The sequence below is a fragment of the Bradyrhizobium sp. ORS 278 genome (assembly GCF_000026145.1).
GTDB lineage: Bacteria > Pseudomonadota > Alphaproteobacteria > Rhizobiales > Xanthobacteraceae > Bradyrhizobium.
In genome coordinates this window covers 5,367,588-5,393,716 of sequence record NC_009445.1, presented here as the reverse complement: position 1 = coordinate 5,393,716, position 26,129 = coordinate 5,367,588, and the positions used below count along the sequence as shown (strand labels likewise).

Sequence of the window (26,129 nt, the reverse complement as noted above, 5' to 3'; positions counted from 1 at the left end):
TGCGCAGGCGCAACTCCCGCGCGGCGGAGGCTTAATCCGAGGCCAGCCGACCGTCTGTCGTTAGTAGGTCAGGAAAGGTTTGGAGGAATGAGGGCACAGGTTTTGCGGCTCCGAAATTGTATGGATTATGCGACATTGCGGAACGGTAACGTGTGAGCGACTCGTTCTCGGCTGAATTCGATGGGCGCGTTCCCTCCAGGCAATCGAGCTTGTACCGGACGGCCTCCGTGATGTCGCTCGCGCTGTTGGGATGGATCTCGAGCCCGTGGCGCGCCAGCACCGCAGTATCGATGAGCAGCGCCTGCAGCGGTTGCCGATAGGTCTCCTTGAGGGAGAGATAGCGCTTGGCGCGCCGGTCATAGACCGGACGCACGGTGAAGTCGGTGCGTTCGTGCCAGAACTGACAGTCGTTGGAGATGCAGTTGACCAGCAGCATCGGTGTTCCCAGCGCCTGCACCGCCGTGGTCAGGCCCGACGTGGTTCCGACGAACAGCCGCGCGGCGGCGCAGAGAAAGAGGTCCATCTCGGCCGACTTGATCTCGCTATGGGCATAGTCGAACACGCCCGGCACATGGCCGAGGGGCGTCATGCTGCGGTCGCCGAGCCTCACGACCGCACCGCCGCGTGCGACGATGGCGGCGATGGCCTCCATATAGTCGCCGACATTGGCCGAGCGGTGCTGTCGGGTCGTACCGGGGCCGTCACCGTGATAGCCGCCCTCGCGGATGTGCATCGCGACGAACCAGCTGGCCGTCACGCCCGCCGCGCACAGCTTGGCGGCCCCCGATGCCATCAGGTCCGAAGGGACCTCGACGATCGGCCCGCGCTGCTGCTCGGCCCAGGCCACCTGGGCGCGCGAGGCCGCGTGGGCCCACGGCTCGGCAAGGCCATTGTCGCCACGCACCGCGATGAATTGGTCCCCGACTAAGCGCTGATAGGGCAGGAGATCGTCGACCAGAACGGGGTCCTCGACGATCGTCACGTGCGACGCGAACAGCCGGAGGAACGGCTGGTTGACGACTTTGGCCGGCGGGGCGAGCAGCACGTAGTTGGCGCGCGGCAGCAGTCCGAGGGCCGCCATGCGAAGGTGGCAATCGATGAAGCCGATGTGGCCGATCAGGGTCACCCATTCGTAGCCGAGCAGCCGGACGGGCAGAGCGGGATCGAAGATGGCGCTTGCAGCCGCGATACGACGGACGAGACCCTCCGGGATCGACCATTTGGCGGCCAGCCTGTCCTGTTGGTCGAGCGCCAGCTGGTAGCAGCGGAACGTGTCCTCGTAGCGGCCCTGGTGGTAGAAGTTCTCGCCGAGCTGGATCAGATTGTCGTAGATCAGCAGCTCGCCCGCATGCTCGATTTCCCATGTGCTCGGCGTGTAGGTCGATGGATCGTAGCCGCCGGCGTAGTTCTGGTGCGCCATCACCGAGCGCGGATCGCGCGCCACCGCGGCCGCGAAGCACTCCGCAGCTTGATCGTGAGTTCCGGCGAGGGCATGCACTGCGCCGAGCTTGCGCAGCGCGTTGCTGTCGCCTGAGGCCGCGGCTGCCTTCAGGAAGTTGGCCGCCAACGACAGATTGCCGCGATACATATGGGCAACGCCGACCGCGAAATTGATGGCGAAGCTGTCGATCGCCTCCGCCCGCGGGACCTCGCGCACGATCCGGTCGTAGGCGCTGCACAGAGCGAGGGTAGCGAAATAGGCCTGCGCACCGAAGCCCGTTCGCGCCCGCACATTGCTCCGGAACATCAGGTTCAGGAGCCGCACTGCGCGAAGCGCGCTCGGCTTTCGGCTGGCGGCCAGATGAACCTGCGCGGCCGCGGCCAGTGTGGCCAAGGTGAGCCGCGCCAGCAGCTTGCCCGTCCGGGATCCGCGCGCGAGCTGGCGGTCCATCAGCCGCATCATCGCAGCTCCGGCGGGCGCTGCGATGAGCCTGCGGTCGACGAGGCCGGCGGCGCGTGTGGTCAGCGGCAGCAACTGACGGCGGCGGGCGCTCAGAAAGGAATAGGCCCGGAAGGCCGATGCGGTCAGCCACGCCTTCACCGAGGATGGCCGGCGCGATCCCAGCGAAGCGGGCTGTGCGGCTTCGATCACGGCGGCTGGTTTGCTGACCGGGGCCTGCAGCCTGCTCAGACGATGCCGTAGTGAGCCAACGGGAGCCCGCATCGTCATGGCGCGCGGTAGGGGGGCGTCGCGGACACGATGGCGCGCCGTGTCTGAGTTTGGGCTGCGACATGCAGCAGCGACATTGGGCGTGTCCGCAAGGTGGCCCAAGCCAGCGCGGCGAGGCGGCCGCCGGCCCCGAGGCTCAGGACCAGCTGCAGCAGGTGCCGGTCGAACGCCGTGCCGTCGAGCAGCGCCGCGGCCCGCTCGGCTTTCGCCGCCGCAGAGGACTCGCTGCCCAGCACCATCCGGACCGCTCCGAATCGGTTGCGCCGTGCGAACACGTCGCCGTAGCCCTCCGGGAACAGCTTGCTCTTCGCGATGAGGGCGCCGATGTCCCTTAGCCTGTCATTGAGCAGGGCGGGATCGGTCGCCGAGGCGGTCGAGTAGTTCTGGCCGTGGATGCGCCAGTACCCGAGAATGTCGGCGATGAAGTAGCAGCCATAGGTCAGCGCAAGCCGTCTGGCCAGAAAGGCGTCCGAGAACGAACCAAGTTTGACGTCGAAGCCGCCGAGGGCCCGAAGCGCAGCGCAGCGGTACAGCGACGTCGTGCCGGAGAAGTAGTTGTCTCCGACGCGCAGAACCCGCCGAACGTCAGGTGGAGAGAGCATTCTCGAACTGGTGGCGGGCAGCATCATCGGGCGCAGCATGCGGCGTGCGGAAGGACCGTTCGGGCCTATGATCTCGCAGCATGCGAACAGCAGGCCGGCGTCGGGCCATCGCGCGGCCTGCGCCATGGTCTTTTGCAGATAGGTCGGATGCAGCGCGTCGTCGGCTCCGAGAAAGCCGATCCACTCGGTCTCGGCGAGGGCCAGCGCCTCGTTCTGGCTGCGTACCACGCCCTGGTTGGCTGGATGGCGGATCACATGCCAGCTCGGCCGATCTGCTGCGAATGTTGCAATCACCGACAGGCTGTCATCGGTCGAGCAGTCGTCGATGACGAGCACGCGGTCGGGCGCGCGGGTCTGGGCCGCAATGCTGCCGAGCGACTCCCGCAGGTAGCGTGCGTGATTGAAGTTCGGGACAACCAGTGTAACGGTCGGTGAAGCGGTCGTCGGGGTCATGCTCAGCGAACTCTATACCGCATGCTGTCGCATTGGACAGCTCAAGCCGCGGGCAGCTCTTTGAGAACGTCCTCCAGCGCACCGAAGGCGCGCACGCGTCCGCCGTCGAGATAGAGCCCGAGATTGCAGGTTTCGCGCAGCAGGCCGTGATCGTGAGAGGCCAGCACCACGATCCCGGAACGCATGGTGATGTCCTGCAGCCGGTCATGGGTCTTCTTGCGAAACTGCGCGTCGCCGACGGCGATCCACTCGTCCATCAGGATGATGTCGCCGTGGATGGAGGCTGCGATCGAGAACACGAGACGAAGCAGCATGCCCGACGAATACGTCCGGATCGGCAGTTCGAGATAATCGCCAAGCTCGGCAAACTCCACGATTTCGGGTACGCGCTCTTCGATCTCCTCGGGAGAGAGGCCCAGGATGAGGCCGCGGGTCCGGATGTTCTCGTATCCGGACGCCTCCTCGTCCATACCGAGTCCGATGTCGAACATCGGCACGTTGCGGCCCACCACCCGCAATGAGCCGCGCGTGGGTTCGTAGATGCCGGCCAGCACGCGGATCAGCGTGGTCTTGCCGGCGCCGTTGTGGCCGACAAGCCCGAGCCGGTCGCCCTGCTTCAGGGTGAAGCTGATGTCGTCCAGCGCCTGCACGAACTGGAACGAGCCCTCGTTCCTGGAGACGTGTCCGCCGACGCGGGACGCGGCCTTGATCGCCAGGTGCCTGAACGACCGGGCGTTGGGCGGCGCTACGGGAAATTCAATGCCGAGTTGCTTGGCTTCGATCAGAGGCATGAGAGGCTGGTCCCGAGGTCCTGAATGGCTGTCACGTCAGGCCCAGTACACGACGCGCGAGCGATAGCGCGTGTAGATGTAGATCATGGCGGCCGTCAGCACCGCAATGAACCCTGCGGCACCGGCCCAACTGGCAAGGTTCGGAGTATGGCCCATCAGCGGATCGCGGGTGATCGCCAGCAGATAGGCAATGGGGTTGAGCGCGACGGCGAGTTCGCCGCCCTTGATCTGCGATGGGGCCCAGATGATCGGCGAAACGAAGAACAGCAGCTGAATGATCGCGTTCATGACCGGCGGAACGTCGCGATAGCGGACGCATATCATCGAGACGATCGTCGATGTGCTGACGATGAAAACGTAGACCAGCGCCAGCCCGAACAGGCTGAGCAGGCTGACGATGCCGATCGGCCAGGGATAGATTAGCCAGATGATGGGGATGATCGCAATGTTGTGGAGGAAGATGATCAGGTTGCGCTGAACCATGCGCATGACGTGGATCAGGATCGGCATGTCCACGGCCTTGATCATGCCGCCGGCGTTGATCATCGTGTAGCAGGACTCGCCCAGCGAGGAGGCGATGAAATTCCAGATCGTCATGCTGACCATGAAGTGCGGCAGATAGGTCTTCATGTCGGCGCCGAGAAAGCGGCCGGCGACCGCACCCATGATCAGGGCGGTAATCGCGTTGGTCGCCGTGATCCACCACGGACCCAGCATGGTTCTGCGGTATTTAGATCGGATGTCGCCAGCGGCCAGCGCGCGCCATGTGACGTGGCGAGTCAGGAACGGCGCGATGTCCTCGCGGCAGCGAGCCCATGTGAAGCGGCCGCGCTCCGCGACCACGAACCGCTCGACCTCTCCATCGGTCAGGGTGGACATGCTTCTACCTCACGACAGCCCTAAGTATTTGGTTTTCCAGCTTAAAGCGCTCAAGCGCCGCGGCCGACAGCGGCCGATCGGCTGGCGCTTGCTGGATCACGTTACGTCGAGGCTGTCAACCGCTCTGCTCCGGCTGCAGCCGTCGCTCAGATCGGAGCCGCCCCCGTCACGCCGACCAGCCGGGGCTCCGGCAGCGGCACCAGAAACCGGCCGCCGGCTTCCAGATAGGCCTGGTTCCGCTTCAGGATCGGATCCGCGTAGATCCAGGCAAGGATCACAACAACGTCGGGCTTCCGCGTCGCAAGCTCGCTCGACGGCAGAACCGGGATATGTGCGCCGGGGCTGAAGCGGCCGTGCTTGAGCTGGTTGTCGTCGACGATGAACTTGACCCGGCTCTCCAACTCGAAATGGTACAACAGGGTGGTGGTGGTGGTTGAGGCGCCGTAGGCGGCGATCAGCTTGCCCTCGGCGATCGCAGCGTCGAGCGTGGCCAGCACCTTGCGCTTGCAGGCCTCGATGGCCACGAACCAGTCGCGGTAGATCTGCGGCTTGGTCACGCCGCGCCGCTCCTCTTCGGCGATCAGTTGCGACAGCTCTGCCGAGCGCGGACGCTGGCCGGTCGATTTCGGCTGGGCGAAGGCGCGGATCGAGCCGCCTTTGGTCGCCGTGCGCTCGACGTGGAACAGCGTCATGTCATGCCGATTCAGGAAGGTCTCGAGCGGGATGAGCGCGTGGTGCGAGACGTGCTCATGGTAGATCGTGTCGAACACCATGTTGTCGATCATGTCCACAATATAGGACACCTCGAACACGAAGGCGCCGTCGTCGGCGAGCAGCAGTCGGATGCCCTTCACGACGTCAGACATGTTGTCGATGTGGGCGAACACGTTGTTGGCGCAGAACAGCTTGGTTTCGCCCTGTTCGGCCTTGATCCGGGCGGCCAGGGCGCTGCTGAAGAAGTCCGGGATCGTGGGAATGCCTTCGCTGGTGGCCGTGGCCGCGATGTCACGGGCGGGATCGATGCCCTGCACCCGCATGCCCTCGTTCTTGAACGCCTTGAGGAGCGAGCCGTCATTGCTGCCCATCTCGGCGACGAGGCTGCCCTTCGGTATCGCAAGCGTCGACACCACCGATTGCGCATAGCGCTTGAAATGCTCGACCAGCCCAAGCGAGACCGAGGTGCGGTAGGTATAGTCGCGGAACAGGATGTCGGGGTCGACCACGTCGAGATTCTGCAGGTGACCACAGTCAAGGCAGAGATAGCAGTCGAGCGGGTAGAGGTCCTGCTTTTCGTCCAGCCGGTCCGCCGTCACGAACGCATCGCCGATCGCCGACGCCCTGATGGGCAGCACGTGATCGAGCGAGGTCGATCCGCACAGGCGGCAATCGGTCTTGTGCTTCACGTGCTGCATGATGTCGCGATCCTGGGTTGGCGGTCCCGCAGGCGGGATGGTAGGCCGAAGCGAATTTGCGGCGCGTTTTACAGGCCCGCGAAGCTCTTGGCGACCTCTTCTTGCCAGACTGTGGACACTCCGCCGTCGAGGAACAGGCTCTGCCCGTTGATGAACGAGGCGCGTTCGCTGCACAGGAAATCCAGCGCGTCGGCGCATTCCTCGGCGGTCCCGAGCCGGCCGAGCGGGACAAGCCGGCGGTACGTCTCCATGAGCTTCTCGTTCTGCTCGTAGAAGGTCCGCGATTCGCGCTTCAAATACGTGAGCGGCATGATCGCGTTGACGCGGATGCCGCGCCGGCCGAGGGTGGCGGCATAATGGCGGACCATCGCGTTCAGGCCACCCTTGACGACGTGATAGCCGACCGGCTGCGACGAGCCAACGAATTCGGCGTAAACCGAGCTGACCACGCCGATGGCGCGGTCGCCAGCCTCTGCGAAATGGCCGGAAAACCCTTCGATCAGGTCGCGCGAAGCGGTCAGGCCGACCTGGATTTCGCCGGCCCAGGGATCGCCTTGACCGCGGAAGCGCTGGCTCAGGACGAGGTAGCGCACGGGACCGTGGCCATCAGCGATCTCGCGCCAGAGCCCGGCAAAACTGTCGCTGCGCTCAAGATCGGCTGCGAAATGCGCCAGGCCGGGCTGCTCTGGGAAATCGGCCGGACGTTGCCGCGATACCACGCTGACGGCGCAGCCTCGGGCCAGGAAGCGCTCGACGACAACGCGACCGAGGCCGCGGGTGCCGCCAATCACCACAGCATGCACGGTCATGCTGCAGCATCCTGCAGGTCGGCGACGCGGCGGGCGAGCTCGGCCTGGTAGGCCGCGACCTTGGTGGTGTCGCTGTCCTCTGGCGCGAAGTCGGCGAACACGCTCGCCCCGGGCCGGAACGGGCCGTTGGTGATCTCGTGCACGATCAGGAGATCGCTACGTATGATCAGGGTATGAAAGAACGCGTTTGACATCCGGTAGTAGAACGGGCGGGCGCCGCCCGGGGGGCCAAGCTCCACCACTTTCTCGATCTCCCCGTCATCCTTGAACACGACGATGTCGACCTCGCCTTCGATGATGTGAAAGGCTTCGCTCTTGCCGGGATGCTTGTGCGGCCGGATGTAGGAGGCCGAATCGATCGCGATGATCATCTCGTGCAGCTGATCCTCGCCGTCAGGGTGGGCATTGATGCGCGCCCGTCGCTTGGGGCTGGCGGCAACGGCGGCCTTCAATGTTTCGATTTCGGCCTGTCCGACCGCCGCAATCGGACCTTCGGCCAGGAAGACCTCAGGAGACTTTTGAACGAGGCTCATGGAGCATTGTCCTTGAAAATAGCGTTGTCGAGCGCCGCGTAGATGGAGCGGAATTCGACGCCCCGGGCGGCGAGGGGAGCCAGCTTCGCGCGCACCTTGCCCTCGATGTGAGGTGCGACCGCAAACAGGCAAAGTGTGACGTGCTCGTCCGCCAGCAGACGGTCCGAACCTACCACAGGCACCTCGAAACCCGGCGGGAAAAAACCGGCCTTGTCGCTGTCGTCATCGACGGCCAGCGCGATTCTATTCCCCACCCCGAACGCGTTGACGAACATGATGGCGTGGTGGCCAATCCCGAACAGCGCAACGCCGTCGCCGTCCGGGCGAGCCGCGGCTCTCAGCCGGCTCTGCACGGTCTCCCGTCGCCCGGCGAAGGCCTGGCGATAGGTCTGAAACAGCCCGGTTGACCCGAGAGGCGAAATCATTGCGGTCGGAGACATCGCCGGCTGCAGGATAGCCACCAAGGCATCCTCGAGGGCGCCTGGATAGCGAAGCAGGGACACCACATGGTACCCGCTCATCTCGGCGAGGCGCCGCAGCGTCGGCTCGACGAAATAGCTGCTGTGCTCCTCCCAGAGGAAACAATAGTCGCAAGCGGCCAGAAATTTGCTGCTGTCGGGGACTTCGACCAGCAACAGACCGTCAGGTGCGAGCAGGTGCCTCATGGCCCGCAAAGCGAGAACCGGAGCGGGACTGTGCTCGACGATGTAACGGCAAGAGACGAGGTCGAAGGTTCCGCTTCGGGCCGTCGCAGCCGCAAGATGATCCGCGTTGAGGATTGCCTGCCAGCTTTCCAGATAGGGATGACGGCCTGCGGGAGCAGTCGTTTCGAGCGTCAGCGCCTGCGTCTGGAGACCACGCGCGTCAAGTCTGGACAGCAGCGGCTGCTCAAACGGGCCGGTGCCGCACGCGCGCCGCGCGCCAGGGTGCAGGGACAACAAGCTCGCGACGAGGTCGTCGAGATGACCCTCGGGCTCGCGATAGCGGATCCACGGCACCGCCGGCATCAAAAGTTCGGGCGCGGCAACGCGGCCCAGCTGCACGAGTTGGCACGTCTCGCATTCGATGATGTCGAGATCGATCGTTCGAGTCGTGGAGCGATTGCGGTCGAATGCATTGCAAACCGGAAGCGAGCCGAGCGACAATGGCATCGCCTGAATCATTTGGTTGCATAGCCGACATCGCGTGGTCATGGGATGCGTAGACATTTGTTTCAGGACAATCCCGATTTGCCTTGCGCTACAAGCCAAGGATCAGTTTTTTTCCGTCACGCGGTCACGATTCAAGGACCTCTGATGGCCGGGAAGCCTGATGTGGTGAGCGGCTCTCGACCGGTCGCCACGATCAACAAAGTTCTGAATCAGGTTCTCCCGCCAGTCCGCAATCATCGCGGCTGTTGGACTAACAATGGCGCGGCAAAAGCGCCAAGCATGGCCACAGTAGCGCCGCACTTGGCGTCGATTTGACAGCGGCGCCACCGAGGCTGTGAAAACTTCAGCTCATTCGAAGAAGATGAACTCGTGGTCGCCGGTGTAGCCGGAGCGCTTGAATTCGAAGGCCCATTCCTCGGGGGTGTGGAAGATGCGGCAGGTGAGCTGCCAGTACATCAGGTTCACCTTCTCGCGCTCGTTGCGGTATCCCTCGACGCAGAGATACTTGGCGCCGCGGCTGACACGCTCCATCTCGCGCAGCGCAGCGTCGAGATCGTAGTTGTAGAGGTTGTGCAGCGTGTTGATCGAGATGACGAGGTCGAAGTGCTTGTCCGGGTAGGGCAGCTTGGCGGCGGAGCCGACCTGGCAGAACGGCTTCACGCTCTCCATCGTATGCTCGACGCCGTAGGAGGAGATGTCGATGCCGGCGACCTCGAGGTCCGGAATGGCCTCGCGGAAATCGTGCAGGATGAAACCCTTGCCGGAGCCGACGTCGAGCACGCGCATGCCGGGCTTGATGCCGTAGGTCGCGATCATCGCGTCGGCGACCTTGCGCCAGCGGCCGTCATATTTGTAGCCGCCATAGCCGGTCTCGCGGCTGCCGTCCCAATAATCGTAGTCGTACTTGATCGCCATTTCAGCGACATCGGCCTTGTCGCGCTGGGTGACGCGCGCGAGATAGTCGCGCTTGGTCGATTTGTGGACGAGACTGACGAACTCGCGATAGGCCATGAAGCTCTCCGGGCGTGTGAGTGTCGGTTAATCGGATGTGGCGCCGATCAGGCCGAGCTGTATTTCGGCCTTGGCGAGCTGCGCGGCGCAGCGCTGCGCCCAGGCGCCGGTGTCGGCGAAGGCGCGGCGTGTCGCCCCGAGCGGCAGGAAGTCGTTGAGGATGATGCAGGTCCACTTGACCTGGTAGGCGTCGATCAAGAGGCGGCAGCGCGCCACGCTGGCGGCATCGAGCCCGAGGCCCTCGGTCAGACGGTCGATGAAGTGCTCGTGCACGGCGAGCGGCACCGGCACCTCCGGCTGGCAGAAGAAGTCGGAGACCAGCTTGGCCGGATCGTCGCGCCCGGCATATTCGAAATCGAGGAAGGTGAGCTTGCCCTGATCGTCGATCAGCGCGTTGTGGAAGCCGAAATCGGACGGCGACAGGCAGACCTGGTCGGCGGGGATGGCGGCGTTCAGGACGAGCCCTTCGGCCGCGGCGCCTTGCAGAATAGTCGCCTTCACCTCGGCCCAGGCCGGCTGCAGCCGTTCCGCCACGAACTGCCGGGCCTCGGCGACATGCGGCACGTCGGCATCGAGCGTCGCGAGCCGGGCGACGCGGCGCTCGACGGTGGCGAGATGCTCGGCGAGCGAGAAGCAGGCCTCCGATCCCGGCGCCAGGGCAGGGCGGGGCGGAGCATTCACCGCGAGCACGAAGTCGATCGCGGCATCGACATGCGCCGGCGCCAGTTCGAGGGCGGTCAGCTTGCGTCCCTCGACGAAGCTGTAGAGGCCAGCCTGCTCGGCGCGATCGCACGCCAAGGGCTCGGGCACGACGCGGACGCCGTGGGACCAGGCATGGCTGATGAAGCTCCACTCGGCACCGAGCCGGTCGCGGGTGTCGCGCGCGTCGGTGAAGTAGCGCTTGAGGACCAGCGGGCCCTCGGCGGTGTCGAGACGATAGACTTGGTTGTTGCGGCCGCCGGCGAGCCGGGTCAGCGCCAGCGGGCTGGCCTTGCCAGCCTGGGCGGCCAGGCGCTGCGCCAGAGGCAGCAGGGCGGCATCGGCCTCAGTGCTGGCCTCAACCGCGGTCACGGAGATCCGCCGCGATCTCGGCCCACGACGCGCGTCGTTCGTAGGGCACAGCCTTGGCCGCGAACTGGTTCTCCGGGTCGAACAGCACCTTGCGCATGCCCTCGGGAAAACCAGTCATCCCCAGGATCTCCGGCAGATCGTCAACGAACAGCTCGCACCCCAGTGCATGGGCACGGGCGACCTTCTCGTCCTTGGTCAGCTCGAAGAACACCCGGTCCGGCGCGATCTGGCCGGGGGCCGAGCCCATCAGGCCGCGGTCGGTCAGGAAGCCGCGCGCCGCGGCGTGCATGTCGTGCTTCGGCCCGAGAATGGGGTGCTTGGTCTTATGGCTGACGATGAACAGGTCATGCCCGGCACCGCGAGCCGCCGTGACGAACTCGGCAAACCCGGGGTAGGGCGACACCAGGTCCATGCGGGCGCCGTAGACGTAGCCCTGCAGCTCGGTGAAGTCGTCCTTGCGCCCCGAGCCGTTGAGATGGTCGCGGACGCTGTTCTTGTCGCGGCCGAGGTCGGCCGGGATCAGGCCGCGCTCCAGCGCTGCCGCATGAAACACGCCGTCATAGCAGGCGATCGTGTTGTCGAAGTCGATCCCGATCCGCATGGCCTCAACTTAACGCAAGGACATGTCGATCAGCGGACGGCCGACCTTGCCGGCGGCGAGATCCTGCAGCGCCTGGTCGGCCTGGGCGAGACTGTAGGGTTTCGACAGGAGGTCGCGCACCGGGAAGCGGCCAGAGCTCAGAAGACGCCCGTAGCGCCCGTAATCGCGATCCGGCACGCTGTCGCCGCCCCAGGTGCCGAGCAGGCTCTTGCCATGGTTGAAGACGCCGGGGTTCAAGGTCAGCGCCGCGCCATGCTTGGCATTGCCGATCACGACCGCGCGGCCGCCCTGCTGGCGGGTGGCATTGACGGCCTGATCCATCACGCCGGGGATGCCGGAAGATTCGACCGCGAGATCAACACCCTGCGGCACGATCTTCTTGATCTCGGCCAGCACGTCGCCGGAGGCGTCGATCACGTGAGTTGCGCCGTAGAGCTTGGCGAGCGCGCGGCGGGTCGGGTTGGGGTCGATGCCGATCACCGGCATCGCGCCCGCGAGGCTAGCTGCCATCAGCGCGTTGAGGCCGATGCCGCCGGTGCCGAACACCGCGACGGCGTCGCCCGGCTGCACCTTCAGCACGTTGTAGACCGCGCCCATCCCGGTCGGCGCGGCGCAGCCGAGCAGCACCGCGACGTCCATCGGCAGGTCCGGCGGCAGCAGGGTTAGGCGGTTCTCGCTGACCACCGAATGGCGCTGGAAGGTGGTGACGCCGCCGGCATTCACCTTCTTGCCGTCCCAGTCATAGACGGCGCCGCCGGCCTCGATGCCCGTGCCCTTGATCCAGGACAGCACGACCTTGTCGCCGACCTTGACCTTGGTGACGGCGCTGCCGGTTTCGATGACCGTGCCGGTGCCCTCGTGTCCGAGGCAATGCGGCACCCATTTGTCCTCGCCCTTGTCGCCGCGCCACTCCATCACCTGCGTGCCGCAGGCGCCGGAATAGGCGATCTCGACCAGCACCTGGCCCGGCTTCAAGGCAGGGGTCTCGATCTCGGCGAGCACGAGCGGCTGGCCGGTCTGGACCAGGAGGGCAGCTTGGGTCTTCATGTGATGTCTCAGCTCAAGGCGTGGATGATCTTGTCCGCGATCTGGTGGCCGGTCAGGCCGAGCACCTCGCGGGCATATTCCTGTTCACCGGATTTCTTGAAGAACGCATCGGGCGTCCCGAACCGCAGGAACTTTTTTGACTGCGTCTCGCTGTCGACGAGCCACTCGGAGACCGCCGCGCCGAAGCCGCCGATCAGCGAATGCTCCTCGATGGTCGCGACCAGCTTGAAGCGGCTGAAGGCCTGCTTGAGCTTGTCCTCATCCAGCGGCTTCACGGTGTGGAAGCTGACGACCTCGGCGGAGATGCCCTTTTCCTTCAATCTGTGTGCGGCCTCAATGGCTTCCGGCAGCATGTTGCCGGTCGAGAGCAGGCACACGTCCGAGCCTTCCTCGATCGTGATCGCCTTGCCGATCTTGAAATCCGCGATGGGTCCCTTGTGAACGACAGGCTCACCCTTCTTGCCCATGCGGATATAGACCGGCCGGTCCTGCTGCATCGCCGCGCGCAGCGCGCCGCGTACCTCGAAGGCATCGCCCGGGCAGATCACGACCATGTTCGGGATCGAGCGCAGGAACGAAATATCCTCGCAGGCGTGATGGGTCGGGCCGAGGCCGGAATAGGCGAGGCCGGCGCCGACGGCGACGATGGTCACCGGCGCCTCGTGATAGCAGACGTCGGTGCGGATCTGCTCCAGGCAGCGCGTCGTCACGAACGGGGTGATCGTATAGGCGACCGGGCGCAGGCCGTTCATCGCCATGCCGGCGGCGACGCCCATCATGTTGGCTTCGGCGACGCCGCAGTTGAAGAAGCGGCTCGGATGCTTGTCCTTGAACTTGTCGAACAGGCGATTGCCGATGTCGCCCGACAGCATCACGACGCGCGGGTCGTCATTGCCGAGCTTGGTCAGTTCGTCCGCGAACGCGTTTCTCATGACAGGCCGAGCTCCTTGAACGACTTGACGACTTCCTCAGCGGTGGGGGCGCGATAGTGCCAGTTGTTGTCGTCTTCCATGAACGACACGCCCTTGCCCTTCATGGTATGGGCGATCAGCGCCACCGGCTTGCCCGAGCCGTTCGGAATGTTCTGCATGGCCTCCGCCAGCGCGCCGACATCATGGCCGTCGATCTCGTGCGCGTCCCAGCCGAACGCGGCCCATTTGTCGCGCAGCGGCGCCAGCATCAGGGTCTCGTTGGAGCGCGCGGTCGCCTGCCACTTGTTGTAGTCGACGACGACGCAGACGTTCTCGAGCTTCTGGGCGGCGGCGAACATCGCGGCCTCCCACACCGAACCTTCGTTGTTCTCGCCGTCGGAGAGCAGCGCGAACACGCGAAAATTCTCGCCCTTGATGCGGCCGGCCAGCGCCATGCCGCAGCCGAGCGGCAGGCCGTGGCCGAGCGAGCCGGTGGCGGCCTCGACGCCGGGCAAGAGGTTCGCCGGCGGATGCTCGGCGAGCCGGCCGCCGTCCTGGCAGTAGGTGTCGAGCTCCTCGATCGGGAAGTAGCCCTTCATCGCGAGCGTCGCGAACAGCGCCGCGGCGGCGTGGCCCTTCGACAGGATGAAGCGATCGCGCAGCGGATCGGTCGGGTTCTTGGGGTCGATGTTCAGGACGTGCCAATAGGCGGCGGTCATCGCATCGGCGCAGGACAGCGACGAGGCGAGATGGGCGGCCTGCGCCTTGTGCGACATCTCGATGATCTTGCCGCGCAGCTTCGCGGCCTGCGCCTTCAGGGCGGCCACGTCGGGCTTGGCCGCGGTGTTCCGGACTGCCACGTTCATCGTGCTCTCCAGTCGCGCCTCCCGGGGAGGCGCAGGTATAGATCAGGGTTTATGCTCGTACTTGGTCGGCAGCTTGTTCATGACATCCTCGAAGCGCCGCGCCCAGGCGATGACGTCGTCGATGCCCTGCTCCAGGGCGAAGGTGTCGCGCCAGCCGAGCTCGGTGCGCAGCTTGAAGCTGTCGAGCGTGTAGGCGGTGTCCTTGCCTGGCCGCTCCGGTCCGATCTCGACGCAGTCCTCGAAGTTCTTGCCGAGCCGTGCGAGGATCATCTCGACCAGCGTCCGGATCGAGACCAGCTCGTAGCCGGAGATGTGATAGGTCTCGCCGGGCTTGCCGCTGCGGCCGATCTTCACCGTCGCATCCGACACGTCGGTCATGTGGATGAACACGCGCACCGACTTGCCGCCGCCGTCGAGGCGCAGCTTCTGCCCGGTCATCGCCGCCACGATGGTGCGCGGCACGATGCGGTAGAGCTGCTGGCCCGGGCCGTAGACATTGGCGGCGCGGGTGAAGACGACAGGGAATTGGTAGTTGGCGAAATAGGTGCGCAGGCTCATGTCGCCGGCCGCACGCGACACCGCGTAGGGCGTCGACGGGTTGAACGGCGCATCCTCGCGCACCCAGCCCTCGGTCGAGCCGTAGACTTCCGGGGTCGTGACGTGGACGTAGCGGTCGAGGCCGTCATAGTTGCGCAGGATGTCGTGCAGGCGGACGGCGGAGACGACGTTGGTCATCATCCAATGGTCCGGATACAGCCAGCTCTCGCCGACCATGCTCTGCGCCGCGAAGTTCACGACATGCGTCGGCCGCTCGCTTGCCAGCAGCGCCTTCAGCACATCCAGATCGTGGTTGAGGTCGACGCGTTTAAAGCGGACCTTGCCGGGGCGCTTCTGCCACTTGTAGGGCAGGAACGCGTCATGCGGCTCGTCCGAGCGGCTGGTCGCGATCACGTCGTGACCGGCCGCGGCCAGGAAGTCGACGAAGGTTGCGCCCGAGAAGGAGTTCGAGCCGAGGATCAGGTACTTTTCGTTCGCAGCCATCGTCCCTGTCCGTCAGACCTCGCGCGTCGTGATGATGTCGCCACGCTGGGCGTACAGCCACTGCATGATCATGTGGCCGATCACCATCTGCGCGTCCTCGGCGATCTGCATGTCGTCAACAGCGAAATGGATCGGCACGTCGGCCAGCGCCTTGGCCTTGCCGCCGGTGAAGCCGAGCACGGCGTAGGAGGTCATGCCGATCTTCTTGCCCTCTTCGAGCGCCTTCAGGATGTTCGGCGAATTGCCGGAGCCGGAGAAGGTGATCAGCACGTCGCCCTTGCGCGCGAGCACCGCGAGTTGCAGCGAGAACACCTGGTCGTAGCCTTCGTCATTGGCGAGGCAGGTGATGACCGACGGGTTCGACGACAGCGAATGCACGCGCAGGCCGGAGCCCGGCGTCTTCGACAGCGCGTAGAGGAAGTCGTTGGCGAGATGGTTGGCGTTGCCGCCGCTGCCGCCATTGCCGCAGAAGAACACCTGACGGCCGGTCTGCCAGCAGTCGCGCAGATCGTAGGCGAGCTTCTCGACGGGGGCCCAGTCGAAATCCTTCAGCACGGTGCTGAAGCGGCTGGTGTAGTCGGCGAACAGGCTGCCGGGAGTCTTGAAGGCGAGAACGTTCATTTCACGACCTCCTTCTCCATCCATTTCAGATTGTACCAGCGGTCCTCGTTCTTGAGGGCGCCTTGCGAGTACATGCCGATGATTTCCTTGATCGCGTCCTCCACCGTCTTCTTCGGACGGAAGCCGGTCGCGAGCAGGCGGTCGGAGTTGACGCGATAGCTGCGCGGATCATTCGAGGGCGTCACGATAACCTCGGCCGGCACGTGCTTGGTGACCATATTGGCAATGTCGAGGATCGAGATGTTCTCGAAGCCCGCATTGTAGACGCCCGTGTGCTCGGGATGATCGAGCAGGAAGAGATAGAGATCGGTGATGTCGTCGATATGAATGTTCGGCCGGGTCTGGTCGCCGCCGAACACGGTGATGCGGCCGTTCATCAGCGCCTGCATCGTCAGCATGTTCACCGACACATCGAGGCGCTGGCGCGGAGAGTAGCCGCACACGGTGGCCGGGCGTACGATCTGCACCACCATGTCGTCCTTGTAGGACAGCACGATGCGCTCGCCGCACATCTTGGTCTTGTTGTACTCCGAGATCGGCAGCAGCTCGAGATCCTCGGTGACCTGCTCCTCTTCCTTCACGCCATAGACGCTGCCGGAGGAGGCGTAGATGAAGCGCTTGATGCCGTGGCGATAGGCGCGGTCGGCGAGCTGCATCGTGGCGAGACAGGAAATCTCCCAGGTCAGCTTCGGATCGAGATCGCCGCACGGATCATTGGCGACGCTGGAGAGATGGATGATGGCATCCACGCCGGTCAGGTCGATCGCGTCGGGATTGCGCACGTCGCCCTGGACGACGGTGAGATCCGGATGCGGCTCGAGGAAGTTGCCGAACCACATGATGTCGAACGCGACGACCTTGTGGCCGGCCTTCAACAGCTTCGGCACGAGCACGCTGCCCTTGTAGCCGCACGCTCCGGTCACGAATATCTTCATCTGCGCAATCCCCGTGGCTCGCCTGTCGTCTCGCCGGCTGGCGCGTCGCGCGCACCTTTATGCAAATTGGTGGGGGAGGCAGCCACAGCCGCCCGTCAAGCGTCCCCGCCACGGCGCGGTTCGTGCTTAAACTCCAAATGAGCCCGGCGCAAGCTTTCCGGGTTGCCGATATCCCGATGATAACCGCGGGTTTCGACGCATAAAATGCGTCCGAGATAGTTGGGGATGATTTCGGTGGAGAGATCGACGACCGGCTTTCCGAGCGCCGCGATGTCGGCGATGACACTGGGATCAAACACGTAGACCGCGCCATTTGCGAGGTTCCCGGGCGGATTCTTGACCTTCTCGTAGAAGGCGATCACGCGGCGCTGAGCATCCAGCTCGAGAATCCCGCACGAGCTCGGATCGTCGGTCCGGAAGGCCAGCATCGTCATGATGCAGCCGTCGGGCCGGCCCTGATGCGCGGCGAGCAGCCCCTTGACGTCGAAATCGGTCAGATTGTCTGCATGGGCCACCACGAACGGCTGGTCGCCGAACCAGGCGCGATTGGCGAGCACGGTGCCGCCGGTGCCGAGCAGTTCATCTTCGTGAACGAGATCGATCCGGTCGCGCCATCGCGACTGCGCGACATGGGCGCGGACCTGCTCGGCCAGCCAGTGCGTGTTCAACAGCGCGCGCTCGACGCCGCCCTCGAACACGAGGTCGAGCCAGTAGTCCAAGAGCGGCCTGTCGTGCACACGCACCAGGCATTTTGGCGTCGTATTGGTCAGCGGGCGCAGCCGGCTTCCAATGCCAGCGGCGAGCAGAAGGGCACGCATGACGGCATCCTACTCTGGGATTTATTCCTGGCTGAACCCCGTCTCGTCGATCTCGCGCACCAGTTCGGCGGTCGTCAGCGGCAGGTTGCCGACTCGGGAGACCTGGAGGGCGGCGGCCAGCGAGCCGAGATAAGACGCCTGCCAGATATCGGCGCCGGCGCGCAGGCCCATCGAGCAGGCCATGAAAAAGCTGTCGCCCGCGCCGGAGACGTCCTTGGGCGACGGGTTGAACGCGGGCAAGCGGTCGGAGGTGAAGATGCCTTCGGCCATGGTGTTGATCAGCGCGCCCTCGGCGCCGAGCGTGATCACGAGGTTCTTGGTGCGGGCGCGCTCGACCAGTCGCTCGCTGATGACGGCGAGGCCGGAGATGAAGTCGTTCAGCGCGACGCGCGCCTCGCGCTCGGTTGGCGTCAGCAAGGTCATGCCCTTGAAGCGGGAGACGTCGCCGGTCTGCGATGACACCTGGCTGTCGGCCGCCATCATCACGCCCTGGGCACGGGCGCGATCGGCGATTGCGTCGACCAGATCCTGCGGCAGACAGCCATAGTTGAAGCAGGAGAACAGCAGCAGATCGCAGGTCTTCAAGGCGCGCTCGACAGAGGTCAGCATCTGCCGCTGAAGGTCGGCGTCGGAGGCATGCTGGCGCAGATGATTGACGCGCAGCAGCGTCTTGTTGAGCGCCCGAAAACGCTGCTTGCGCGTCGTCGGACGGCTCTGATCGGTGAAGGCGTTGAAGTTCACGCCGTGCTGCTCGAGCGTGCTGCGCGCAAACCGCGCGGCTTCGTCGTCGCCGACCAGGGTGAAGAACTTGACGTCGGCGCCGAGGCCGTGCGCATGCGCCGCAACCGCACCGGCGCCGCCGACGAAGGTGCGGGTCATGAGCGGCGTCACGACGATGGTCGGATCCTCCTGGGACATGCCGACCGCATCGCAGGTCACATATTCGTCGACGATGAGGTCGCCGATGACGGCCACCCGCATGCCCGAGAGCTTGCCGAGCAGGTCCTTCAGATTCGAGATCTCGAAGCCGTGGCGCTTGGGAAACTCCAGCGGCTTGCGGACCGTCGAGATGTCGATGTTCGCGTCGCGTTCCAAGAGCGACAGAGAGGCGAAGCGCAACTCACCGGACGAAAAGATCAGGCGGCCGCCATATGCGTCCACAGCATCTTGCTCGGCGTTGGCGCGGTCCTCGAACTCCTTGCCCTTGACGACGACGGTCGGTTTCAGGTGCGAGATGAAGTCGGATGCGGAAGCTTCCAGGCGCACGGCATGATGCACAAAGGAGATCGACCGCACATTTTCCAGCCGCATGTCCTGAGCGAGGGTGACGCCCGGCGTCGAATCCGGATTGACGCCGACGATGAGAACGTCGGCCTGCTCGGCCGCGAATTTCAAGAGCCGTAAATGTCCGGGGTGCACGACGTTGAAGTTGCCCGACACGAAGGCGATCGTCTGTCCGGATTCACAGGACGCGCGAATCTTCTCGCAGACAGCATCGACCGGAACTGCAATTATATGGTCCAAAAATCGGTCTCCGGCGGCGGCTGTGGGTGACGATCTGCGCGTTGGCGCAGGGCCCCTTCTCAGGGGCCTGGCAGAATCGGATCAATAGTCCAAACGGTTGGCGCAGAGAAGCCAGCGATCTCAAAAATTCCGCCTCATCTGTGTCCGCATCAACGTCGAAAACCGAGCATTGCCGAGGCAAGTGCACGCGCGACTTGGAAATCTTCGAGCGGAACCTCTGAGTGGGAGCGGTTCATGGAGAACGGTATGATCCTGAACTTTGACGCAAAACGGGCAGCCCCATGAGCCTGCGTGTCCGCGTCATGCGTCTGCAGTCGCTGCTACGAAATGAGCCTGGCCGCATGTCTTTCCGTTCAACCGTGATCGATGGGTTCCGTTGTCCGCGCAGGCCACGCCGCCGATCGCCTTCATTCAGGGCGTGCGAGGCGGCAACGAGCTGCGCGAGGCCGTGATCGCCTGGAAGCTCGGGAGGCGCTCCAATTCCTGGAGAAAGTCCGCGGTGAAGGCTCGGGCGCCGTCGTGGTCCAGGTGCCCGCCGCCGTCTCCCGACGTATACGCCGTCTTGCCTAGAATCAGAACATCGAGGTCGAGAGCCTGCCCGATCTGCTGCACACGAAGCGGACAGAAGCCCCAATACGGGACGAGCATCAGCGCGGCCGTGCCGCCGACGCTGGCCGTGAACGTCCTCGCCTTTGCGATTTCATCGATCGATGCCGGGCAATTCTGGTTGCGTGTCAGTTGGATCGGAGGATTGTGGGAAGGCTCGAGATATTGTGAGAGGCGATCGAGATACCAATCGCCATGCTCGATGCTGCGCCAAAGCGGGAGGCCGGGCCCCGGAAGCAGGACGGATTTTATCGCTGTCGACAGATTGGTGGCGAGGTACTGCTGAATGCGCCATCGCATGTTGCGAAGGGCAACGGTGAGGTAGCCTTTGAACCGGCCATGACGAACCACCTGGGCGGCCGAGCCGGAGCCCGACATCCCCAGATCCTCGAGCTTGACGTCGAAGAAGCTGCCGCCCTTGTCGTCGGCGTTGAGCAGCCAGAGCTTTGGATGCAGTCTCCACCGGACTGCAACCCGGCGCAAAAACTCGCCGCTGGCGTCGCCGGCCGATGCCATGTTGTAGATCTTAATTCCGTGTTTGCGCTCGAACTCCCGAAGCTGCGCCGGATCGAATCCCCACAACACCATCGAATGGCCGAGCAGGATGATGTCGGCTTCGCGCGCGCGTTCGATCGACTGGCCGATGCCATGAAAGAGAATGTCACGGTCCTGGATCTCCTTGCTCATCCAGTCACCATAGTTGCGATAGTAGCTATAATCATCGTCGAGTGGAATCTGTCCGAGATGATCGATCTTCGAGAGCGGGCCTCCGATTGTCACACAGATCGCGGCGAGCCCGAGAACGGTGGCGACCACGGCGCTGATCAGCGCCCTGAGGTAGCGCGTGATGGCAACGGAGGATTTCAGCTCCTCGGGCCGGCGTGACGCGTCCGCGGTCTCCGACGTGCCGTCGTCAGCTCTTCGATGTTCCAACACGTCGTGCTCCGGCGGATTTCAGAACTGGAAATAGAGAAACTGCGCTCCGTCGCCGGCGAGCAGGCTCACGAGCAGCGCTGCCGAGCAGACCAGGGATGCCGCAACGGCCCAGCCGGTGGTCGGTCGCCATTGCAATTCGACGAGGCTCCAGCCCCGCGGATTGTCGTAGCTCTTCAAGCCGACGTTCCAGACATCGAACATGGCGTTGACGTTCGTGAGCAGCAGGCAGGCGGCGTAGCCGGCGATCACGGCCGCGAGCGACAGCCAGGTCACCGTGTTACTGGGTGCGATCTGATCGTTCAGCGAGGCTCCAACCATGGCGCGGAGCACACGACCGGCGATCCTGGGAGTCTCGGCGCGGAAGAACACCCATGCGATCACCACAGCCAGCTGCGTCAGCACCAGCGTAGATGCGAGGTACCAGAAGCTGTTCAAGTGCCGCTGCAGCGCTGGCCAGCGACCGACGGTCTCCCGCCACACGTGATTGACGATCAGGTAGCCACCGTGAAGCGCGCCCCAAATCACGAAGGTGAAGCCTGCGCCGTGCCAGAGGCCACCGATCACCATGGTCAGAAACAGGTTGAGGCGGCGCCGGCTGCTGCCGTGTCGGTTGCCGCCGAGAGGGATGTACAGATAATCTCTGAGGAAGCGCGACAGGGTGATGTGCCAGCGGCGCCAGAATTCGATGATGCTGCGGGATTTGTAGGGCGCATCGAAATTGAACGGAAGACGGATACCGAACAGCAGCGACAGTCCGATCGCCATGTCCGAATAGCCGGAGAAGTCGAAATAGATCTGCAGCGAGTAGGCCAGCGCACCGCCCCAGGCATCGATGGCGTGAAGATGAAACCGGCTTGCGGTCTGGAAAACGGGATTTGCGATCAGCGCGAACCCGTCCGCGATCACCGCCTTCTTGAACAAGCCGATGATGAAGATGGTGATCCCGGTGGCGACGCGCTCGACCGAAACGCTCTTGCTTTCATCCGAGCCGAATTGCGGCATCATCTCCCGGTGATGCAAGATTGGTCCTGCGATCAGATGCGGGAAATAGGTTACGAACAGGGTGTATTTGACGAAGCTGCGCTCGGTTGCGACGCCGGCGTAGACGTCAGCAAGATAGGCCAGCTGCGTGAAGGTGAAGAACGAGATCCCGAGCGGCAGCGCGATGTCGAGATGTGGATGCCGGTTCCGCATGATTGCATCGAAGATGTCGATGCCGAAATTCGTGTACTTGAAGAAAGCGAGAGCGAGAAGGTTTGCGACCACTGCGACGGCGAACAGCCTGGTTCGCACGGGCTTGGATGTCTGAGCGGCGATCAGAAGTCCAAGGGCATAATTGAAGACGATTGACGTCAAGATGATCGGAATAAAGCCGATGTCCCAATTGGCATAGAACACGAGCGAGGCCGCAGCCAGCCAGACGAGACGCGGAGTCGGATCGGCAAAACGACGCCCGATAAGAAAATAGCCGGCGAAGGTCACCGGCAAGAACAGGAAGATGAACTCGAATTGGGTGAAGAGCATGTCGAAAGGCCAAGGCAGCACTGAGCCGGGGATCGTATCAACTCTGACCGGGCCTGCCAAGCTAGCCCCCCGTTGCCCGGACATGGACCCGGTGAAGGCGCGGCTCCGTGCGGGAGATCTACAGAGTTGAATGCTTCGAAAACATAGGATCCGCTTGGGAAACCATGTCGGAGCTGCTAGCAGTCCTTCCGGAGCGATGAGGGGGAGAAGGAATTTTGGGACGAGACGTTTCCATGTCCGGTGAAATGGCGCGGCGGCCGTTTCTCGACGGCTTGCGTGGGAGCGCCGCCTGCATCGTTTTCTTCGGACACTTGATCCTGGCCGTTTTCCCGGGGATGGTGAGCTTCGCGCCGGCGGAGATCCACTTTCCCGCTGAGATGTGGCTCGGCGTTTCACTCCTGAGCTGGCTCTGGAAGGGATCTTTCGCCGTCTGCATTTTTTTCGTGCTCAGCGGCTACGTGCTGGGAGGCTTCAGTGAGGCGACGTCTCTCAGCTTTCCGGCCCAGATCGTGCGGCGCTATCTGCGACTCGCGGTACCGATGCTCATGACCTCGACGATCGCCTGGGCCATCATGGCTGCAGGACTGATGAGCAATGTCGAGGCGGCCCATCTGGTGACTCACAGCGACTGGCTCGCAATGTGGTACCAGGGATTCGAGCCTAGCTTCTGGAGCATGGTGCGCGAAGCTCTGTACGACGCATTTCGCAACGGGCGCGCCGACTACAATTCCAATCTGTGGACCATGCGCATCGAACTGATCGGCTCGGTCACGATCTTCCTCGCCTATACCTGCATCCGCAATCCCATTACGCGCATCGTCGTCACGGTCATTTGTCTCGGATTCAGCTACGATTCTTACTACGCGCTGTTCGCGGTCGGTGTGCTGTTCTACGAGCTGGAGGAGCCGATCCGGACGGCCCTTGTCCGCCTGCTTCCTTTGTCGGGAGGGCGCGAGGCACTCGCGCTGGCAGTGTTCGTCGTCGGGCTGTATTTCGGCGCCTATTCCCACACGCCCGACGGAGTCGCAGCAACATGGCATCCGCTCTTTCCCCGACGTCTCCCGACCACCGCCTTCCACATGATCGGGGCCGTTCTCGCCGTCGGCGCGCTTCTGTACAGCCAGATCCTGCAAGCCGGCTTCGGCGGTCCCATGGGGCGCTATCTCGGAAGATTGTCCTTCGTACTCTATTTGGTTCATATCCCGATCATCTGCAGCGTCACCGCAGCCAGCGCGCTGGCGCTGAGCGGTCTATCCTACGGGATCAACGCCGTCGTCACGATCCTAATCACGTTTGTGATTGTGTTCGGCATGTCGACGCTGCTCCACCGTACGGTCGATGCCCGGACCACGGAGCTTTCTCGGCTGGCCGGGTTGATCTTCGATCGATGGTTTTCGGAACGGCTCGGGAAGATGCTCCATCGAAGCTGAGGCCTGACGCATCCCACGAGCAGATCAATCGAGGCCGAGGTGCTGCGATCTGGACGCCGCGATCCGACCCTCAGAAATAAATTCGTCCCGGCCGGAGCCGGGACGTCTTCTAACGCGGGCTCTCCGCTTGGCCTCGGTTTTCGGAGGTGCGATCGTTGGCCAGGAGCCGCAGGATCACGGGGGTCAGCGTGGTCTTGGCCACGTAGGTCGAGGCCATCGGCCGCAAATGCTGATGGTCGAACACAACGAGCCCTTCATAGACGTCGTCTCCGACATAGGCGAGACACCCTTCGTTGTTGCAGAAGGTATCGAACGTATGAATGAACTCGAACGGCTCATTGGCGGAGAGGCTGTCACGGAACTCCTGATCGAACTTCACGTGACGCGGATCCAGGAATCCGTTCGTCCGGCGCGGAATCTCCGGCCAGTACCGGCGCATGATGATCTTGTAGAGGAACGCGCGATAATGAGGGACGAGGCCCATGACGATGACGTGCTTTACGCCATAGCCTTTCAGCGTCGCCGTCATGCGGCGTGCAAAATCGACGTCGAGTGGCGTCGTCGCAGCCATGATGACGATGTCAGGCGTCCGTTCGCGCGCCACCTTCAACGCGAAGGAGTTCGACTTGTCGCACCGCTCCTTGTCGATATTGGCCTCGTTGGGGTAGTTGGCTCTACACCCACTTCCGAACACCAGAAGGGGCGTGATGTCGGCCGGTAGGGTCTGCTGGAGTCCATACAGATAGTGGGCGGCGTGCGAGTCTCCCCACAGCAACACCGAACGTGATCCGGTTTTTGTGTAGCATTCCGGTGCGATCTCGGGCAGTGGAACCAAGGTCGGAAGCTTGCTCTTATAGTCGTAGAAGTTGCACTTGTTTTGAGCAATTTGCTCGCGCTGCTCGACAAACTTGCTTCCGTCGTATGCGAGAGCATTGAAGTAGTCGGCGAACTGCTGACGATCCTTCAAACGCGAGCTGAACCCGCCATTCGTAAAGTCGAACGCTCCGAACGCGCCGATGGCGACCATGGCCGCAACCAGTCCTCCGGTGACGGCCGCCGGGCGCTTGATCGCCCGGATGGGACGTTCTACGACGACATAGGTAAGCCAGGCCAACACAACGCTGAGTGCGACGATTGCAAGGGCGAGGGGAGCTGCCGGCCACTGCTGATCGCGGATGTAGGCGAATGAGAGCAGCGGCCAGTGCCACAGGTAAAGGGGATAGCTGATCAGGCCAAGCCAGACCATCACGCGATTTCCGAGTAGATTCCTGTTGATCCAGGTCTCCGGTCCAGCGGCGATGAGCAGCGTCGTTCCAACCGTCGGCGCCAGGGCGGCCCAACCGGGAAAATGCTCCGAGCGGAGATCGATGATCGAATAGGCGACGAGAACGAAACCCGCGATCGATGCAGCAGTGCGGAGTTGCTCGACCTGGATGCGCGGCCCGGACGGGTTGAAAAGGACGGGGGTCAGATTAGCCGCCAAGCGCTCGCCGAAGGGATGCCCCGGATCGGCGGCTGCGCGAATTGTCAGGAGAGCGAGAAGGCCACCCATGAACAGTTCCCAGCTGCGGGTCAACGGGGAGTAAAAGGCGGCAGTGGGATTGTATCGTACGATGTCGGTGCAGACGAAGAGCGAAAGCAGAAGGCCGGTGATGGTGAGAGTGACGAGATTGAGCCGAAGCCGGACGGCCAGCCACAATATGGCGGGACAGATCAGATAGTACTGCTCCTCAATACCCAGCGACCATAGGTGTAGGAACGGCTTGGCTCCCGCCGCGGCATCGAAGTAGTTGGCCTCACTCCAGAACACCAGATTGGAGACGAACGAACTGCCGGCCAGCGCATGTTTTCCCAGCATCCAGTATTCGTCGGGAAACAGCATCGTCCAGCCCACCGCAAGGCTCGCTGTCATGACGATGGCCAGAGCGGGAAACAAGCGCCGAATGCGTCGGGCGTAAAACTCAGCAAAGCTGAATTTGCCCTGCTGCATGTTCTTCATGATGATCGAGGTGATCAGGAAGCCGGAGATCACGAAGAAGACGTCGACGCCGACGAAACCACCGAGCGGGCGACGCGGCGTCGCATGGAAGAAGACGACCGCCAGTACTGCCACGGCGCGGAGTCCATCGATGTCGCGCCGATGATCCAGATGTTGCATAATCAATACACCTCGTATGGTGGAAAGCTACCTAAGGTCCAGGTACATCGCAAGGCGTAACGTGGAACGGAAGCCGTCACGAGTAGCACTCGTTGCCCACGTTCATTCCTTCGCCTTTCGATGAAACTGCTCGCACGTGCTCTTCAAATTCAAGAGCCCGTTGCCCCAAGACGGCTTCCGGCGGAATGGTCACCTGACCCTGCTTCCGTGCCGCACCGGCAAGGTCATA

At 63.5% G+C, this 26,129-nt stretch carries 23 protein-coding genes; 1 reads left to right on the top strand and 22 read right to left on the bottom strand.

The window, feature by feature from the left end:
* Positions 1-31: 31 nt before the first annotated feature.
* From BRADO_RS24085 to BRADO_RS23985, 21 genes are all read right to left on the bottom strand, one after another.
* Complete coding sequence (locus BRADO_RS24085; protein WP_012028811.1) at positions 32-2,092, bottom strand: TIGR04372 family glycosyltransferase; 2,061 nt, start codon at positions 2,090-2,092, stop codon at positions 32-34.
* Between the two features lie 74 nt (positions 2,093-2,166).
* Positions 2,167-3,225: a glycosyltransferase family 2 protein gene (locus BRADO_RS24080; RefSeq protein WP_012028810.1), complete on the bottom strand. Its 1,059-nt coding sequence runs from the start codon at positions 3,223-3,225 to the stop codon at positions 2,167-2,169.
* 41 nt (positions 3,226-3,266) lie between these two features.
* Positions 3,267-4,016 carry an ABC transporter ATP-binding protein gene (locus BRADO_RS24075; RefSeq protein ID WP_012028809.1) on the bottom strand — a complete coding sequence of 250 codons (750 nt, stop codon included), beginning with the start codon at positions 4,014-4,016 and terminating at the stop codon, positions 3,267-3,269.
* Between the two features lie 36 nt (positions 4,017-4,052).
* Positions 4,053-4,895, bottom strand: a complete 843-nt coding sequence (locus tag BRADO_RS24070; protein WP_012028808.1) for an ABC transporter permease — start codon at positions 4,893-4,895, stop codon at positions 4,053-4,055.
* Positions 4,896-5,041: 146 nt separating this feature from the next.
* Positions 5,042-6,307, bottom strand: coding sequence for a class I SAM-dependent methyltransferase (locus BRADO_RS24065; RefSeq protein ID WP_012028807.1), 1,266 nt, complete (start codon positions 6,305-6,307; stop codon positions 5,042-5,044).
* A gap of 68 nt (positions 6,308-6,375) precedes the next feature.
* Complete coding sequence (locus BRADO_RS24060) at positions 6,376-7,116, bottom strand: SDR family NAD(P)-dependent oxidoreductase (protein ID WP_012028806.1); 741 nt, start codon at positions 7,114-7,116, stop codon at positions 6,376-6,378.
* Entirely contained in the window at positions 7,113-7,649 is a 537-nt protein-coding gene (locus tag BRADO_RS24055; RefSeq protein ID WP_041756876.1) for a WbuC family cupin fold metalloprotein, read from the bottom strand. Before BRADO_RS24055 ends, BRADO_RS24060 begins: the two co-directional genes overlap by 4 nt.
* Complete coding sequence (locus tag BRADO_RS24050; protein ID WP_157872688.1) at positions 7,646-8,842, bottom strand: class I SAM-dependent methyltransferase; 1,197 nt, start codon at positions 8,840-8,842, stop codon at positions 7,646-7,648. The genes BRADO_RS24055 and BRADO_RS24050 overlap by 4 nt, the downstream gene beginning before the upstream one ends.
* Positions 8,843-9,148: 306 nt before the next feature.
* Complete coding sequence (locus BRADO_RS24045) at positions 9,149-9,811, bottom strand: class I SAM-dependent methyltransferase (protein WP_012028803.1); 663 nt, start codon at positions 9,809-9,811, stop codon at positions 9,149-9,151.
* Positions 9,812-9,838: 27 nt separating this feature from the next.
* The gene (locus tag BRADO_RS24040; protein WP_012028802.1) at positions 9,839-10,882 is read right to left on the bottom strand and encodes an aminoglycoside phosphotransferase family protein; all 1,044 of its coding nucleotides are present in this window, start codon (positions 10,880-10,882) and stop codon (positions 9,839-9,841) included.
* Positions 10,869-11,483, bottom strand: coding sequence for a hypothetical protein (locus BRADO_RS24035; protein ID WP_012028801.1), 615 nt, complete (start codon positions 11,481-11,483; stop codon positions 10,869-10,871). Before BRADO_RS24035 ends, BRADO_RS24040 begins: the two co-directional genes overlap by 14 nt.
* Before the next feature lie 9 nt (positions 11,484-11,492).
* A complete protein-coding gene (locus BRADO_RS24030) occupies positions 11,493-12,530 on the bottom strand; it encodes a zinc-binding dehydrogenase (protein ID WP_012028800.1) in 1,038 nt (345 codons plus the stop codon).
* Between the two features lie 8 nt (positions 12,531-12,538).
* Complete coding sequence (locus BRADO_RS24025; protein ID WP_012028799.1) at positions 12,539-13,462, bottom strand: transketolase family protein; 924 nt, start codon at positions 13,460-13,462, stop codon at positions 12,539-12,541.
* Complete coding sequence (locus tag BRADO_RS24020; RefSeq protein WP_012028798.1) at positions 13,459-14,307, bottom strand: transketolase; 849 nt, start codon at positions 14,305-14,307, stop codon at positions 13,459-13,461. Before BRADO_RS24020 ends, BRADO_RS24025 begins: the two co-directional genes overlap by 4 nt.
* A gap of 42 nt (positions 14,308-14,349) precedes the next feature.
* A complete protein-coding gene (locus BRADO_RS24015) occupies positions 14,350-15,348 on the bottom strand; it encodes an NAD(P)-dependent oxidoreductase (protein WP_012028797.1) in 999 nt (332 codons plus the stop codon).
* 12 nt (positions 15,349-15,360) lie between these two features.
* On the bottom strand, positions 15,361-15,969 hold the full coding sequence (locus tag BRADO_RS24010; RefSeq protein ID WP_035640025.1) for an SIS domain-containing protein: 609 nt from the start codon (positions 15,967-15,969) through the stop codon (positions 15,361-15,363).
* Positions 15,966-16,904, bottom strand: coding sequence for an NAD(P)-dependent oxidoreductase (locus BRADO_RS24005; RefSeq protein ID WP_012028796.1), 939 nt, complete (start codon positions 16,902-16,904; stop codon positions 15,966-15,968). Before BRADO_RS24005 ends, BRADO_RS24010 begins: the two co-directional genes overlap by 4 nt.
* Before the next feature lie 95 nt (positions 16,905-16,999).
* Positions 17,000-17,722: a nucleotidyltransferase family protein gene (locus tag BRADO_RS24000; RefSeq protein ID WP_012028795.1), complete on the bottom strand. Its 723-nt coding sequence runs from the start codon at positions 17,720-17,722 to the stop codon at positions 17,000-17,002.
* Positions 17,723-17,743: 21 nt separating this feature from the next.
* The gene (locus tag BRADO_RS23995) at positions 17,744-19,246 is read right to left on the bottom strand and encodes a PfkB family carbohydrate kinase (protein WP_012028794.1); all 1,503 of its coding nucleotides are present in this window, start codon (positions 19,244-19,246) and stop codon (positions 17,744-17,746) included.
* A 411-nt stretch (positions 19,247-19,657) separates the two neighbouring features.
* Entirely contained in the window at positions 19,658-20,668 is a 1,011-nt protein-coding gene (locus tag BRADO_RS23990) for a hypothetical protein (RefSeq protein WP_244422879.1), read from the bottom strand.
* Positions 20,669-20,806: 138 nt separating this feature from the next.
* On the bottom strand, positions 20,807-22,312 hold the full coding sequence (locus tag BRADO_RS23985; protein WP_012028792.1) for an MBOAT family protein: 1,506 nt from the start codon (positions 22,310-22,312) through the stop codon (positions 20,807-20,809).
* A 233-nt stretch (positions 22,313-22,545) separates the two neighbouring features.
* Between BRADO_RS23985 and BRADO_RS23980 the strand changes: the two genes are divergently transcribed.
* Positions 22,546-23,742: an acyltransferase gene (locus BRADO_RS23980; protein ID WP_244422878.1), complete on the top strand. Its 1,197-nt coding sequence runs from the start codon at positions 22,546-22,548 to the stop codon at positions 23,740-23,742.
* Positions 23,743-23,851: 109 nt separating this feature from the next.
* Here the strand turns inward: BRADO_RS23980 and BRADO_RS23975 are convergent, their stop codons facing one another.
* Positions 23,852-25,900: an acyltransferase family protein gene (locus tag BRADO_RS23975; protein WP_041756874.1), complete on the bottom strand. Its 2,049-nt coding sequence runs from the start codon at positions 25,898-25,900 to the stop codon at positions 23,852-23,854.
* Positions 25,901-26,129: the final 229 nt, after the last annotated feature.

Excerpts from the sequence above, each read along its gene's own strand:
- BRADO_RS24080 (WP_012028810.1), bottom strand. The coding sequence starts at position 3,225 with ATGACCCCGACGACCGCTTCACCGACCGTTACACTGGTTGTCCCGAAC.
- BRADO_RS24075 (WP_012028809.1), bottom strand. The coding sequence starts at position 4,016 with ATGCCTCTGATCGAAGCCAAGCAACTCGGCATTGAATTTCCCGTAGCG.
- BRADO_RS24070 (WP_012028808.1), bottom strand. The coding sequence starts at position 4,895 with ATGTCCACCCTGACCGATGGAGAGGTCGAGCGGTTCGTGGTCGCGGAG.
- BRADO_RS24065 (WP_012028807.1), bottom strand. The coding sequence starts at position 6,307 with ATGCAGCACGTGAAGCACAAGACCGATTGCCGCCTGTGCGGATCGACC.
- BRADO_RS24060 (WP_012028806.1), bottom strand. The coding sequence starts at position 7,116 with ATGACCGTGCATGCTGTGGTGATTGGCGGCACCCGCGGCCTCGGTCGC.
- BRADO_RS24055 (WP_041756876.1), bottom strand. The coding sequence starts at position 7,649 with ATGAGCCTCGTTCAAAAGTCTCCTGAGGTCTTCCTGGCCGAAGGTCCG.
- BRADO_RS24050 (WP_157872688.1), bottom strand. The coding sequence starts at position 8,842 with ATGACCACGCGATGTCGGCTATGCAACCAAATGATTCAGGCGATGCCA.
- BRADO_RS24045 (WP_012028803.1), bottom strand. The coding sequence starts at position 9,811 with ATGGCCTATCGCGAGTTCGTCAGTCTCGTCCACAAATCGACCAAGCGC.
- BRADO_RS24035 (WP_012028801.1), bottom strand. The coding sequence starts at position 11,483 with ATGCGGATCGGGATCGACTTCGACAACACGATCGCCTGCTATGACGGC.
- BRADO_RS24030 (WP_012028800.1), bottom strand. The coding sequence starts at position 12,530 with ATGAAGACCCAAGCTGCCCTCCTGGTCCAGACCGGCCAGCCGCTCGTG.
- BRADO_RS24025 (WP_012028799.1), bottom strand. The coding sequence starts at position 13,462 with ATGAGAAACGCGTTCGCGGACGAACTGACCAAGCTCGGCAATGACGAC.
- BRADO_RS24020 (WP_012028798.1), bottom strand. The coding sequence starts at position 14,307 with ATGAACGTGGCAGTCCGGAACACCGCGGCCAAGCCCGACGTGGCCGCC.
- BRADO_RS24015 (WP_012028797.1), bottom strand. The coding sequence starts at position 15,348 with ATGGCTGCGAACGAAAAGTACCTGATCCTCGGCTCGAACTCCTTCTCG.
- BRADO_RS24010 (WP_035640025.1), bottom strand. The coding sequence starts at position 15,969 with ATGAACGTTCTCGCCTTCAAGACTCCCGGCAGCCTGTTCGCCGACTAC.
- BRADO_RS24005 (WP_012028796.1), bottom strand. The coding sequence starts at position 16,904 with ATGAAGATATTCGTGACCGGAGCGTGCGGCTACAAGGGCAGCGTGCTC.
- BRADO_RS24000 (WP_012028795.1), bottom strand. The coding sequence starts at position 17,722 with ATGCGTGCCCTTCTGCTCGCCGCTGGCATTGGAAGCCGGCTGCGCCCG.
- BRADO_RS23985 (WP_012028792.1), bottom strand. The coding sequence starts at position 22,312 with ATGCTCTTCACCCAATTCGAGTTCATCTTCCTGTTCTTGCCGGTGACC.
- BRADO_RS23980 (WP_244422878.1), top strand. The coding sequence starts at position 22,546 with ATGTCCGGTGAAATGGCGCGGCGGCCGTTTCTCGACGGCTTGCGTGGG.
- BRADO_RS23975 (WP_041756874.1), bottom strand. The coding sequence starts at position 25,900 with ATGCAACATCTGGATCATCGGCGCGACATCGATGGACTCCGCGCCGTG.